11 protein-coding genes are annotated in these 13,522 nt (G+C 60.5%); 7 read left to right on the forward strand and 4 right to left on the reverse strand.

Annotated features, from left to right (window positions below; translation table 11 throughout):
* Positions 1 to 97 precede the first annotated feature (97 nt).
* From pssA to ACZ89R_RS01420, 7 genes are all read left to right on the forward strand, one after another.
* Complete coding sequence (pssA, locus tag ACZ89R_RS01390; protein ID WP_429546993.1) at positions 98 to 1,441, forward strand: CDP-diacylglycerol--serine O-phosphatidyltransferase; 1,344 nt, start codon at positions 98 to 100, stop codon at positions 1,439 to 1,441.
* Positions 1,442 to 1,599: 158 nt separating this feature from the next.
* Positions 1,600 to 2,616 carry an AraC family transcriptional regulator gene (locus tag ACZ89R_RS01395; RefSeq protein ID WP_429546992.1) on the forward strand — a complete coding sequence of 339 codons (1,017 nt, stop codon included), beginning with the start codon at positions 1,600 to 1,602 and terminating at the stop codon, positions 2,614 to 2,616.
* A 274-nt stretch (positions 2,617 to 2,890) separates the two neighbouring features.
* Entirely contained in the window at positions 2,891 to 4,555 is a 1,665-nt protein-coding gene (locus ACZ89R_RS01400) for an AMP-binding protein (RefSeq protein ID WP_429546991.1), read from the forward strand.
* Between the two features lie 16 nt (positions 4,556 to 4,571).
* Entirely contained in the window at positions 4,572 to 5,333 is a 762-nt protein-coding gene (locus tag ACZ89R_RS01405) for an SDR family NAD(P)-dependent oxidoreductase (protein ID WP_429546990.1), read from the forward strand.
* A 12-nt stretch (positions 5,334 to 5,345) separates the two neighbouring features.
* Positions 5,346 to 6,539, forward strand: coding sequence for an acetyl-CoA C-acyltransferase (locus ACZ89R_RS01410; protein ID WP_429546989.1), 1,194 nt, complete (start codon positions 5,346 to 5,348; stop codon positions 6,537 to 6,539).
* A 156-nt stretch (positions 6,540 to 6,695) separates the two neighbouring features.
* Positions 6,696 to 7,823, forward strand: coding sequence for an acyl-CoA dehydrogenase (locus ACZ89R_RS01415; RefSeq protein ID WP_429546988.1), 1,128 nt, complete (start codon positions 6,696 to 6,698; stop codon positions 7,821 to 7,823).
* Positions 7,824 to 7,969: 146 nt separating this feature from the next.
* Positions 7,970 to 8,743, forward strand: coding sequence for an enoyl-CoA hydratase (locus ACZ89R_RS01420; protein WP_429546987.1), 774 nt, complete (start codon positions 7,970 to 7,972; stop codon positions 8,741 to 8,743).
* 109 nt (positions 8,744 to 8,852) lie between these two features.
* On the opposite strand, the gene ACZ89R_RS01425 is transcribed toward ACZ89R_RS01420, so the two are convergent.
* The 4 genes from ACZ89R_RS01425 to ACZ89R_RS01440 form a co-directional block, all read right to left on the reverse strand.
* Positions 8,853 to 10,004 (reverse strand): acyl-CoA dehydrogenase family protein, encoded by a 1,152-nt coding sequence (locus ACZ89R_RS01425; protein WP_429546986.1) that lies wholly within the window; start codon positions 10,002 to 10,004, stop codon positions 8,853 to 8,855.
* Between the two features lie 3 nt (positions 10,005 to 10,007).
* Positions 10,008 to 11,114, reverse strand: a complete 1,107-nt coding sequence (locus ACZ89R_RS01430; protein ID WP_429546985.1) for an enoyl-CoA hydratase/isomerase family protein — start codon at positions 11,112 to 11,114, stop codon at positions 10,008 to 10,010.
* Positions 11,115 to 11,356: 242 nt separating this feature from the next.
* The gene (locus tag ACZ89R_RS01435; protein ID WP_429546984.1) at positions 11,357 to 12,052 is read right to left on the reverse strand and encodes an HPP family protein; all 696 of its coding nucleotides are present in this window, start codon (positions 12,050 to 12,052) and stop codon (positions 11,357 to 11,359) included.
* Positions 12,053 to 12,209: 157 nt separating this feature from the next.
* The gene (locus ACZ89R_RS01440; protein WP_429546983.1) at positions 12,210 to 13,388 is read right to left on the reverse strand and encodes an MFS transporter; all 1,179 of its coding nucleotides are present in this window, start codon (positions 13,386 to 13,388) and stop codon (positions 12,210 to 12,212) included.
* Positions 13,389 to 13,522 lie beyond the last annotated feature (134 nt).

Below are 13,522 nucleotides of genomic sequence, written 5' to 3' on the forward strand. Positions count from 1 at the left end.
CCTGCTCGCGATAGGGTCTTTACAGACACTAACAAGACCCAAGGCAATCCATGGTGTAAGCTCTCGGGTTCTTCGGATTCGACCCTTTGCGAGCCCTATGCCGTCGCTTTTCAAACGCTCTCTGCTGCCTAAACTGCGCAGTTTTCCGCTGACCGCCGATGCCGTCACCATCCTCTCTGGCGCCGCCGAGTTCCGTCGTTGCCTGCTGGAACAAATCGCTCAGGCAACCCGGCGCATCTATATCGTCGCGCTGTACCTGCAACAGGATGAGGCCGGGCAGGAAATCCTCGATGCCCTGCACGCCGCCAAACTGGCGCGCCCGGAACTGGACGTGGTAGTAGTCGTGGACTGGTTGCGCGCCCAGCGCGGTTTGATTGGTGCCGGCAAGCAGCCGGGCAACGCGGCCTGGTATCAGGAAACGACCCGCACCCACGAAAGCGTTGTGCCGGTGTACGGCGTGCCGGTGCAGACCCGCGAGCTGTTCGGCGTGCTGCATTTGAAGGGTTTCGTGATCGACGATTGCGTGCTCTACAGCGGCGCGAGCCTGAACAACGTTTACCTGCACAAATTCGACAAGTACCGCTTCGACCGTTATCACCTGCTGCAGAATCAAGCACTGGCCGATTCGATGCAGCATTTGATTCAGCACGGTCTGATCGCCTCCAAAGCGGTGCATCGCCTCGACCTGCCGAACCTGCCGACCACCCGCAGCCTGCGTAACGACATCGGTGACTTGCGCAGCCGTCTCAAGCACGCGGCATACGACACCACGGCGGGCAGCACGGCGAAGGGCGGTTTATCCGTCAGCCCCTTGCTCGGTGTGGGCAAGAACAACCCGTTGAGTCGGGTGATTTGCGAGCTGATCGCCAGTGCGCAACATCAGCTGACCATCTGCACGCCGTACTTCAACCTGCCGCTGGCGGTGACCCGGGAAATCAATCGGGCGCTGGCGCGGGGGGTGAAGATCGACATCATCGTCGGCGACAAAACCGCCAACGATTTCTACATCCCGCCGAGCGAGCCGTTCAAGGTAATCGCGGCACTGCCATACCTTTACGAGATCAGCCTGCGGCGCTTCGCCAAGCGTCATCAGCGCAGCATCGACAGTGGCAAGCTGAACCTGCATTTGTGGAAGGATGGCGACAACACCTATCACCTGAAGGGGATGTGGATCGATCAGCGCTACACCTTGCTGACCGGCAACAACCTCAACCCGCGTGCATTCCGTCTCGACCTGGAAAACGCGTTGCTGATTGATGATCCGAAAGGTGAATTGCTGGAGCCGCGTGGCAATGAGCTGGCGGAGATTTTCCAGCACACCCGCCGCATCGAGCGGTATCAGGATCTGGAAACGCTGCCGGATTATCCGGCGGGAGTGGCCAAGTTTCTCAAGCGTGTGAGCCGGGTACGGATCGAGCGGTTGTTGTATCGGATTTTGTAGGGCTTAGCGCGGCGGGGCAGGTGTGGGCGACTGCGCAAATGCCATCGCGAGCAGGCTCGCTCCCACAGGGATCTAGGCGGCCCACAGGGCTCTGCGCCGGGCGGGTGGCTGCGCTAATATGCTCACCACTCAAACAAGAACAAGGCTCGTCACGGTCAATGTCGGAAAAAGACACCATCTCCATTCAACTGGTGCGTGAAGCGCTGTTGCAAAGTTGCGCCCCGGGCGCTGCCACCGAAGAGGTGTTGAACAAGGTCGGCATCGATCCTGTGCTGCTGGAAACCACCGACGCCCGCGTTCCGGCCACTGCTTATGCAAGGCTGTGGCGCTTGTTGGCCCGGCGCGGGGACGATGAGTTTTTTGGCATGGACCCGCGCAAACTCAAGTCCGGCAGTCTGGAGTTCCTGTGTCGCTGCTCGATGGTTCAGCCAAGCCTGACCGCCGGGCTGACCTCGGGGTTGAGCTTTCTGTCGTTGATGCTTGAGCGCATGCCCGCGCAATTGGTTCGTCAGCAAAGCCTGGCGGAAATCGTCCTGCTGGAGGACGACGAAGACCCGCGCCGCGCCTTCACCTATTTCACTTACTGGATGATCGTACACGGCGTGGCCTGCTGGCTGGCGGGGCGGCGGATACCGATCCTGGCCATCGAGTTGCGTTGCCCTGCACCGGATTTTTGTGATGACTACCGGGTGATGTTCTCCGAGAACCTGCGGTTCGACCGGCCGCGCACGCGGATGATTTTCTCGGCTGACTGCCTGGATTTGCCGATCAAGCGCAGCCCTGAAGAACTGAAGCGATTCCTCGCCCATGCGCCGGCGAACATTCTGGTCAAGTACCGCGATCCCGAGAGCCTGGCCAGCCGGATCAAACACGATCTGCGGCAACTGCCCGCCGAACACTGGCCGGAAACCGAGGCACTGGCGCAGCAACTATGCATGTCGGCCTCGACCCTGCGTAGGCGCCTGGCTGAAGAGGGCCAGACGTATCAGGGGCTCAAGGACAGTGTGCGCAAGGAACTGGCGATCGTCTGGCTGGCGGAGCCTGCCATCAGCTTCACCGAAATCGCCACCCGCTTGGGATTTGCCGATACCAGCTCGTTCTACAAGGCGTTTCGCAAGTGGTCGGGGTCTAATCCGGGGCATTATCGGAGTTTGATTCTTAACGAACCCACCTGACGGAATTTGCTTCCGTAGGAGCTGCCGAAGGCTGCGATCTTTTGATCTTGATTTTGTGCGGTTCTCGATACAGCCAGAAGATCAAAATCAAAAGATCGCAGCCTTCGGCAGCTCCTACAGGGATCACCTATAGCCGCCACATCCTTCGAACCTTGGCCAAACCAGTCACACAACTTGATAGCTTTGACCATTGTCCCGCTCCCCGCGCAGAGCGAGTATTTCCCTGTTGTTTACGGTTCCCCCAACCTAATAAAAACACACAGGGATTCTGGCAATGCGCGATTACTTGTCTGCCACGTCACAGTTCAATTATCAGCACACCGTCGATGCCGCGCTCACAGGGTCGTTGAGCGCGCTCAATGCCTGCGTCGAGTGTTGCGACCGGCATGCCTTGCCGGGGCGCATCGCGCTGTTCTGGGAAGGTCGCGATGGCAGTAGCGCGACCTACACCTTCAGCGACTTGCAGGACAAAGCCGCGCGCTTCGCCAATTTCCTGCTGGCCCAGGGCGTGAAGAAGGGCGATAAGGTCGCCGGCCTCCTGCCACGCAACATCGAATTGCTGATCACCGTGTTCGCCACCTGGCGCATCGGCGCGGTCTATCAGCCACTGTTTACCGCCTTCGGCCCTAAAGCCATCGAACATCGCCTGAGCAGTTCTGGCGCCAAAGTGGTGGTATCCGACGCGGTCAATCGCCCGAAACTCGCTGAAGTGGCCGACTGCCCGACCATCGTCACCGTTGGCGGCCCGAAAGGCCAAGGTATTGTTCGAGGTGATTTCAGTTTCTGGGCCGAACTGGCCAACTACTCCAACGTCTGCGAACCGGTATTGCTGACTGGCGAAGACCCGTTCCTGCTGATGTTCACCTCGGGCACCACCGGCCCGTCGAAAGCGCTGTCGGTGCCGCTCAAGGCGATCGTCGCGTTCCAGAGTTACACCCGTGACGCGGTGGACCTGCGCCCTGAAGACGCGTTCTGGAACGTCGCCGATCCGGGTTGGGCCTACGGCATCTATTTCGGCGTCACCGGGCCGATGGCGATGGGGCATCCGATCACCTTTTACGATGGCCCCTTCACCCTCGAAAGTACCTGCCGGGTGATCAACAAATACGGAATCACCAACCTCACCGGTTCGCCGACGGCCTATCGCTTGCTGATTGCCGGTGGCGACGAGTTTGCCCGCTCGATCAAGGGCAAGCTGCGCATCGTCAGCAGCGCCGGCGAGCCGCTGAACCCGGAAGTGATCCGCTGGTTCGCCGATAACCTCGGCGTGGTGATCCACGACCATTACGGCCAGACCGAACTGGGCATGGTGTTGTGCAATCACCATGGCCTCGATCATCCGGTGCACGTCGGCGCTGCCGGTTTCGCCTCGCCGGGCCACCGCATCGTGGTGCTCGACGACGAATACAAAGAACTGGGCGTCGGCCAGCCCGGCATTCTGGCCATCGACCGCACCCAGTCGCCGATGTGCTGGTTCGGCGGTTACGAAGGTGCGCCGACCAAGGCGTTCGTCGGCAACTATTACCTGAGTGGCGACACCGTTGAGTGGAACCCGGACGGCAGCATCAGCTTCGTCGGCCGCAGTGACGATGTGATCACCACCTCCGGCTACCGCGTCGGCCCGTTCGACGTGGAAAGCGCGTTGGTCGAACACCCGGCAGTGGTCGAAGCCGCAGTGATCGGCAAGCCCGATCCGGAGCGCACCGAGCTGGTGAAAGCTTTCGTCGTGCTCAGCCCGCAATACCGCGCCGAACCTGCACTCGCCGAAGAGTTGCGCCAACACGTGCGCAAGCGTCTGGCGGCGCACGCGTACCCCCGTGAAATCGAATTTGTCAGCGAGTTGCCGAAAACCCCAAGCGGCAAATTGCAGCGCTTTATCTTGCGCAACCAGGAAATCGCCAAGGCTCAAGAGGCCGCCGCGAAGAACGTTTCAGCTTGAATCCAAGGAAACAATGATGCAGATCGAAAACAAGGTTTTTCTCGTCACCGGCGGTGCATCCGGCCTCGGTGCCGCCACCGCTGAAATGCTGATCGCTGCCGGCGCCAAGGTGATGCTGGTGGACATGAACGCCGAAGCTGTCGCGGCCCAGGCTGCACGTCTGGGCGCACAAAGCGTGGTGGCGGACATCAGCAATGAAACGGCGGCGCAAGCGGCGGTGCAGGCGACGGTCAAAGCGTTTGGCGGCCTCAATGGTCTGGTCAATTGCGCTGGCATCGTCCGTGGCGAGAAGATCCTCGGCAAGAACGGTCTTCATGCGCTGGACAGTTTTAGCCAGGTGATCAACGTCAACCTGATCGGCAGCTTCAACATGCTGCGTCTGGCGGCCGCGGCGATTGCCGAAACCGAAGCTGACGAAGACGGTGAGCGTGGCGTGATCATCAACACCGCGTCGGCCGCAGCCTTCGACGGCCAGATCGGTCAGGCCGCGTATTCGGCTTCGAAAGGTGCGATCGTCAGCCTGACCTTGCCCGCCGCCCGTGAATTGGCGCGCTTCGGTATCCGCGTGATGACCATCGCCCCCGGCATTTTCGAAACGCCGATGATGGCCGGCATGACCCCGGAAGTGCGCGAGTCTCTGGCCGCTGGCGTGCCGTTCCCGCCGCGTCTGGGCAAGCCGGGCGAGTACGCCGCGCTGGTCAGGCATATCATAGAAAACAGCATGCTCAACGGCGAGGTGATCCGTCTCGACGGTGCCTTGCGCATGGCCGCCAAATAAGGAGGATTAGACATGACACTTTCCAACGATCCGATTGTGATTGTCAGCGCCGTCCGCACCCCGATGGGCGGTTTCCAGGGCGAACTGAAAAGCCTGACCGCACCGCAGCTGGGCGCCGCAGCGATTCGTGCTGCCGTCGAACGCGCCGGTGTCGCCCCTGAATCCGTAGAAGAAGTGCTGTTCGGCTGCGTACTCTCCGCCGGCCTCGGCCAGGCGCCGGCGCGGCAAGCGGCACTGGGCGCGGGGCTGGATAAGTCGACCCGTTGCACGACACTGAACAAGATGTGCGGCTCGGGCATGGAAGCCACGATCCTGGCCCATGACATGCTGATCGCCGGCAGTGCCGATGTGGTCGTTGCCGGGGGCATGGAAAGTATGTCCAACGCACCATTCCTGCTGGACCGCGCCCGCAGTGGTTACCGCATGGGCCACGGCCGGGTGCTTGATCACATGTTCCTCGACGGCCTGGAAGATGCCTACGACAAAGGTCGCCTGATGGGCACCTTTGCCGAGGATTGTGCTGAAATCAACGGTTTTACCCGCGAGGCGCAAGACGCCTTTGCCATCGCGTCGACCACCCGCGCCCAACAGGCGATCAAGGACGGCAGCTTCAACGCCGAGATCGTGCCGCTCACCGTGACCGTCGGCAAAGAGCAAGTGCTGATCAGCCATGATGAACAGCCGCCGAAAGCCAAACTGGACAAGATCGCCTCGCTGAAACCGGCGTTCCGTGACGGTGGCACCGTGACCGCGGCGAACTCCAGTTCGATCTCCGACGGCGCGGCGGCACTGGTGTTGATGCGCCGTTCCGAAGCAGAGAAACAAGGCCTGAAACCGCTGGCGGTGATTCATGGTCACGCTGCATTTGCCGACACGCCGGGGTTGTTTCCGGTGGCACCGGTGGGCGCGATCAAGAAACTGATGAAGAAAACCGGCTGGTCCCTGGACGAAGTCGAGTTGTTCGAAGTCAACGAAGCGTTCGCGGTGGTGAGTCTGGTGACCATGACCAAACTGGAAATTCCCCACGAGAAGATCAACGTCCACGGCGGTGCCTGCGCGTTGGGTCACCCGATTGGTGCGTCCGGCGCGCGGATCCTCGTGACCTTGCTCTCGGCCTTGCGCCAGAAAGGACTGAAACGCGGCGTTGCAGCGATCTGCATCGGCGGCGGCGAAGCCACGGCCATGGCCGTTGAGTGCCTCTACTAAGGCCCGCATGGTTTCTGTAGGAGCAATGTAGGAGCTGTCGAGTGCAACGAGGCTGCGATCTTTTGACTTTGCTTTTTAAAGATCAAGATCAAAAGATCGCAGCCTCGTTGCACTCGACAGCTCCTACAAGGGCAACTGTATTTTTAAGGACTTGGCATGATTCCCAATGACGAACAACTTCAGATCAGCGACGCGGCCCGGCAGTTTGCCCAGGAACGGCTGAAACCGTTCGCCGCCGAATGGGACCGCGAACATCGCTTCCCCAAGGAAGCCATCGGCGAGATGGCAGACCTGGGCTTCTTCGGCATGCTGGTGCCGGAAGAGTGGGGCGGTTGTGACACCGGTTACCTGGCCTACGCCATGGCGCTGGAAGAAATTGCTGCGGGCGATGGCGCCTGCTCGACCATCATGAGCGTGCACAACTCGGTGGGTTGTGTGCCGATCCTCAAGTTCGGCAACGACGAGCAGAAAGAACGCTTCCTCAAGCCGCTGGCCAGCGGCGCGATGCTCGGTGCGTTTGCCCTGACCGAACCGCAAGCGGGCTCCGACGCCAGCAGCCTGAAAACCCGCGCCCGGCTCGACGGCGATCACTACGTGCTCAACGGCTGCAAGCAGTTCATCACTTCCGGGCAAAACGCCGGGGTGGTGATCGTGTTTGCGGTGACTGACCCGAGTGCCGGTAAGCGTGGGATCACAGCGCTGATCGTGCCCACCGATTCGCCGGGCTATAAAGTCGCGCGAGTCGAAGACAAGCTCGGCCAGCACGCCTCTGATACCTGCCAGATCCTCTTCGAGGATGTGAAAGTCCCGGTCGCCAATCGACTGGGCGAGGAGGGCGAAGGCTACAAGATCGCCCTGGCCAACCTCGAAGGCGGCCGTGTCGGCATCGCCTCGCAATCGGTGGGCATGGCCCGCGCCGCGTTCGAAGCGGCCCGCGACTATGCTCGTGAACGCGAGAGCTTCGGCAAGCCGATCATTGAACACCAGGCGGTGGCCTTCCGGCTGGCGGACATGGCCACCCAGATCGCCGTCGCCCGGCAGATGGTGCATTACGCGGCGGCATTGCGCGACAGCGGCAAACCGGCGCTGGTCGAAGCGTCCATGGCCAAGCTGTTCGCTTCGGAAATGGCCGAGAAGGTTTGCTCCTCAGCGTTGCAAACCCTTGGCGGTTACGGTTACCTGAACGACTTCCCGCTGGAGCGGATCTACCGCGACGTGCGGGTGTGCCAGATCTACGAAGGCACCAGCGATATTCAGCGCATGGTCATTTCGCGCAATCTTTGAGAAGGAACCGCTGTAGGCGCTGCCGAAGGCTGCGATCTGTTGATCTTGTTTTTGTGTCGCACTTGATGCCGCCAGAAGAGCAAGATCAAAAGATCGCAGCCTGCGGCAGCTCCTACGGGGGATCGAGTGTTTATCAGGAGTCATATATGAGCTACGAAACGATTTTATTGGAGATCAAGGACCGCGTCGGCCTGATTACCCTCAACCGTCCGCAAGCCTTGAACGCGTTGAATGCGCAAATTGTCAGCGAATTGAACCACGCCCTCGATGGCCTGGAAGCCGATTCGAACATTGGTTGCATCGTGCTGACCGGCTCGAAAAAAGCCTTCGCCGCCGGTGCCGACATCAAGGAAATGGCCGAGCTGACCTATCCGCAGATTTATCTCGACGACCTGTTCAGCGACAGCGATCGGGTGGCCAACCGCCGCAAGCCGATCATCGCCGCAGTCAACGGTTTCGCCTTGGGCGGTGGTTGTGAACTGGCGTTGATGTGCGACTTCATTCTGGCGGGCGACAACGCCAAATTCGGTCAGCCGGAAATCAACCTCGGTGTGTTGCCGGGCATGGGCGGCACCCAGCGCCTGACTCGCGCGGTGGGCAAGGCCAAAGCCATGGAAATGTGCCTGAGCGGGCGTTTGATCGATGCCGTAGAAGCAGAGCGCTGCGGCATTGTTGCGCGGATCGTGCCGGCGGATGAGCTACTGGAAGAGGCGCTGAAAGTCGCGGCGCTGATTGCCAAGAAGTCGCTGCCGATTGCGATGATGGTCAAGGAAAGCGTCAACCGCGCCTTTGAAGTCAGCCTGTCGGAAGGTGTGCGCTTTGAGCGCCGGGTGTTCCATGCGGCGTTTGCCACGCAGGATCAGAAGGAAGGGATGGCGGCGTTTATTGCCAAGCGTGACGCCGAATTCCAAGGCAAGTGATGTAGCGTTCTGATTGACGCCATCGCGAGCAGGCTCGCTCCCACAAGGGATCTCATGAACACTGGAGATCCACTGTGGGAGCGAGCCTGCTCGCGATGCTTTTAAGGCTTCAAACCAGGTAGTGCTTGAGCTCCCGGGCAATCACCATCCGCTGTATCTCGCTCGACCCTTCATAAATCTGCGTGATCCGCGCATCCCGGTAGTAGCGCTCCACCGGGTAATCTTCCAGATACCCATACCCGCCATGAATCTGTATCGCCGACGAGCAGACCTTCTCGGCCATTTCCGAGGCAAACAGCTTGGCCTGTGAAGCCTCCGACAGACACGGTTTGCCAGCACTGCGCAACCGTGCGGCGTGCAGGATCAGCAAGCGTGCGGCGTTCAGTCGGGTGTGCATGTCGGCTAGCATATTGGCGATGCTTTGGTGCTCGATGATCGGCTTGTCGAACTGCACCCGATCCCGCGCGTAAGCCAGCGCTGCTTCGAACGCTGCCCGGGCGATGCCCAAGGCTTGCGCGGCGATGCCGATGCGGCCGCCTTCGAGGTTGGAGAGGGCAATGGCCAGGCCTTTGCCGCGCTCGCCCAGCAGATTGGCCTCGGGAACGGTGCAATTGTTCAGGGTCACGGCGCAGGTGTCAGAAGCGCGGATGCCCATCTTGTGTTCACTGCGGTCGACAATGAAACCCGCAGTTTCGGTCGGCACCAGGAACGCCGAAATGCCGCGCTTGCCCAGCTCCGGATCGGTCACGGCGAACACGATCGCCAGTTTCGCCCGTTTGCCGTTGCTGACGAATTGCTTGGCGCCATTGATCACCCACTGGCCGTCACGCAGTTCGGCGCGGGTGCGCAGGTTATGCGCTTCGGACCCGGCCTGGGGTTCGGTGAGGCAGAAGCAACCGATGGCCTGGCCGCTGGCAAGGTCCGGCAACCATTGCTGTTTCTGTGCTTCGGTGCCGTAGTTGAGCACCGGCCCGCAGCCCACGGAATTGTGGATGCTCATCAGCGCACCGGTGGCGCCGTCACCGGCGGAAATCTCTTCCACCGCCAAGGCGTAGGCCACGTAGTCGACATAAGTGCCGCCCCATTCCTCGGGCACCACCATGCCCAGCAGACCCAGTTCACCCATCTTCGCCACCAGACCGTCATCGATCCAGCCGGCCTTTTCCCAGGCTTGTGCGTGGGGCGCGATTTCGCCGCGGGCAAAATCCCGGGCCATGTCGCGGATCATCACTTGCTCTTCGCTCAATTCGATATCGTGCATGGCTCAGCTCCAGCTTGGGTCGAACCCGGTGAAAAAACTCGCCACGTGCCCGGCGTCTAGCGCCTGCAGAGTCGGCGGATTCCAGCGCGGGTTCTTGTCTTTGTCGATCAGCAAGGCGCGCACGCCTTCGATCAGGTCGCCGCGTTCGAACCACTGGCGATCCAGGTGCAGTTCGAGGGCGAAGCACTGTTCCAGGCTCAGGTGCCGACCGCGCCGCAGCATTTCCAGGGTCACGCCCATGGCCAGCGGTGAACGGCTTTCCAGCAGGTCGGCGGTGGCCGTGGCCCACTCGTGGCTATCGGCGACGGTCACTTCACGCAGTTGTTCCACCATACTCGGCACATCGGGCAGGGCGAAGAAGTGATCGATGGCCGGCCGCAACGCCGCCAGGGGCGCTACCGGCAGCTGCTGCACGGCGAGTTTCGCCAGCACGCCTTGCAGGTCCTTGAGCGGCGTGTCGTGCCATTGGAGGTGATCGAGTTGCTCGTCCAGCGTGCTCAGGCTGGCGCTGTCCAGATACCAGTCGGCCAGGCCGCAATAGAGCGCATCGGCGGCACGAATCTGCACGCCGCTGACCCCGAGATAAATGCCCAGCTCACCGGGGATGCGCGGCAGGAAGTAACTGCCGCCAACGTCCGGGAAATAACCGATAGCCACTTCGGGCATCGCCAGACGGCTGCGCTCGGTGACCACCCGCAAATCGGCGCCTTGCACCAGCCCCATGCCACCGCCCAGCACAAAGCCGTCCATCAAGGCCAGGACCGGTTTGCGATAGTGATGGATGGCGAGGTCGAGGGCGTATTCCTCGACGAAGAAGTCTTCGTGCAGGGTGTCGCCGCTTTTGAAACTGTCGTACAGCGAGCGAATATCGCCGCCGGCACAGAAAGCTTTTTCGCCGGCACCACGCAACACCACTGCGTTTACCTGCGGATCCTGTGCCCAGGCATCGAGCTGCTGTTGCAGGCTGCGAACCATGTCCAGGGTAATGGCGTTGAGGCCGGCGGGGCGATTGAGGGTCAGGTGACCGATGTGATTGCGAACCTCGGCCAACACTTCGTTTTGCGTGGCATCCATGGGCTGTGTTATCGGGGATGAAACCTGAGCAGTCATCACTAACTCCCTGCTTTTATTGTTCTTTCTAGAGAAGCCCGCGCGCGAGCGATGCTGGATCGTATCAGTGCAAATTTGTGATGTACAACCGGCATATGTGCAGGGTTAGTTTGCGTTTTTGCCTTAAAGCAAGATCAAAAGATCGCAGCCTTCGGCAGCTCCTACGGGATTGGTGTTCATGCGCAAAATTGCGGTGCACATGGACCACGTAGGAGCTGCCGAAGGCTGCGATCTTTTGATCTTCACCCCTTGTTGGCAAATACATCCCCGATACTGCGCCGCCTGGCATGCAACTCGCTGGCATGGATCAACTGCTCGAGGTCTTCGGGGGTGACGTCGTAGAAGGCCTCCATCTCGGCGAGGGCCAGTTTCAGATCCGCGGCAGTGATCGCCTGGCTGTCGGGAACGGGCATCATCGGTGCCGGTTCAGCGGGACGTTTGGGGTAACGAATGCGCGTCAGATTGTTGTACGCCAATGCGCAGAGCAGCATCGTCGAGGCACTGAGCATCACCGGGCCGAGGGCTTTCCACTCCAGGGCGATGGTCGCCGGGTCTGCCACCACCATCAGCAACGCCAAGGCACCGGCCGGTGGGTGCAAGCAACGCAACCAACACATCAGAATCAGCGCCATGCCCGCCGCCAGGCATGCGCTGCCGAGGCTGCGTCCGAGCACATGAGCGACCAGCAGCGACACCACTCCCGCGCAAAGGTAACCGCCAAGAATCGACCACGGCTGGGCAAGCGCGCCCGAGGACACAGCGAACAACAGCACCGCCGAGGCGCCCAGCGGGCCGATCAGATGCAGCGCCACTTGCATGCCGAATACCTGACTGCAGAGCCAGACGCTGAACATCGTGCCCAGTGACATGCCGATGGCGGCGCGACTCCATTCTGAAGGACGGGTGTTGATGGCGGCAGGTAACCAGCGAGCGAACATGAGGCAAACAATCCGTAAAAAATCTAGGCAAAAAAAAGGCTTAGCTGGGATACCCAGAAAGCCCTTGAAGTAGTTCCAACTATTGGGGGAGGAACGGCGCACAGTGTGCCGATCATTCCTTATGCTGACAAATTCATATTAATGCTGTTTCAGTGCATTATTTTTGCAGTATTGCCACGCGCCGACCGCTCATGAAGCACAGCAAACCGCCCATCGCCGTCAACGCACTCAGTGCATAAAACATGGTGGGCGCGGGCGTGTGCAGCAGCAGATAGCCACAGATCACCGGGCTCAGCGCCCCACCGAGGGCTGCGAGATTCTGCGCGCCGTAGTAGCTGCCACGCAGTTCTTCCGGGGCCAGGGTGTCGACGAACAGAAATTCGGCCGGGTAAATGATCATTTCGCCAAGCGTGAAGATGAACATCGCCACGCACCAGCTCACCAGACTGTCAGCCAGGCTGAAACCGATCAACCCGAAGATGAACAGGCTGGTGCCGCCAGCAATCCAGTAACGCAGTTGTTCGCGCTTGAGGAACCGGCCGATCTGGTATTGCAGCAGGATCACGCTGATGGCGTTGCAGGCGAGCAGGGCGGCCATGGTTTCCAGGGCGCGTTTGGTGTCTTGGGTGACTAGCAGGTATTGCGACAAATACAGGGTGAAACGACCATGCACCACGGTGCTGAGCAGGCAGCCGCAAGTGAACATGATCAGTGTGCGGTCGTTCTTCAGGGTGATCAGGGTTTTGAGGAAGCTCTGGGGCTGGCCAATGGCAGGTGTCTGGGCCGGGTCTTTGGGAATCCCGCTCATCAGGAAAATACTGAAGAATGCGATGCCGCCAGCGATCAGGAATGGAGCTGTTGGCTGCACCCCGGCGATCACCACGCCGAGCATCGGGCCGGTGGCGTAGCCGATATTGGTCAGGGTGTAGCGCAGTGAAAAAGCCTTGGCGCGCTGGCCCACGGGCAGGTTTTCGCTGAGGATCGCCTTGGACCCGATCAGGAACAGCGCCGAAGCAGTTTCGGTGATCACCAGGGTGGCGGTGGTCAGGTAGAGGTTTTCGGCGAAGGTCAGCAACACGAAACCGATGGCGCTGGAGAGCATGGTCAGAATCAGCAGCCGACGTTTTTCGAGGCGGTCGATGATGTAACCGCCGTAAAGCGCGAGCAGGGTGGCGATGAACACCGCGATACCCAACAACAGGCCGACGTCCTGTTGGTTGAGGCCGAGTTTGTTGCTCAGAAACAGGGTGAGCAACGGGCTGGTAATGGCGCGGCTGACGACGATGGTCAGCGAAACGATCATCAAGCGGCGGATAACGAGGGCGTAAGTGGCCACGGTGGGGCAAATGTCCTTATTTCAGATTTTAGCGAGGTGTCGCCGCCAATCGCGAGCAGGCTCGCTCCCACAGGGGCACGCATTTCAAATGTGGGAGCGAGCCTGCTCGCGATGAGGTCCGCGAAGGCAACGCA

It is taken from the genome of Pseudomonas sp. TE3728, from assembly GCF_056279145.1.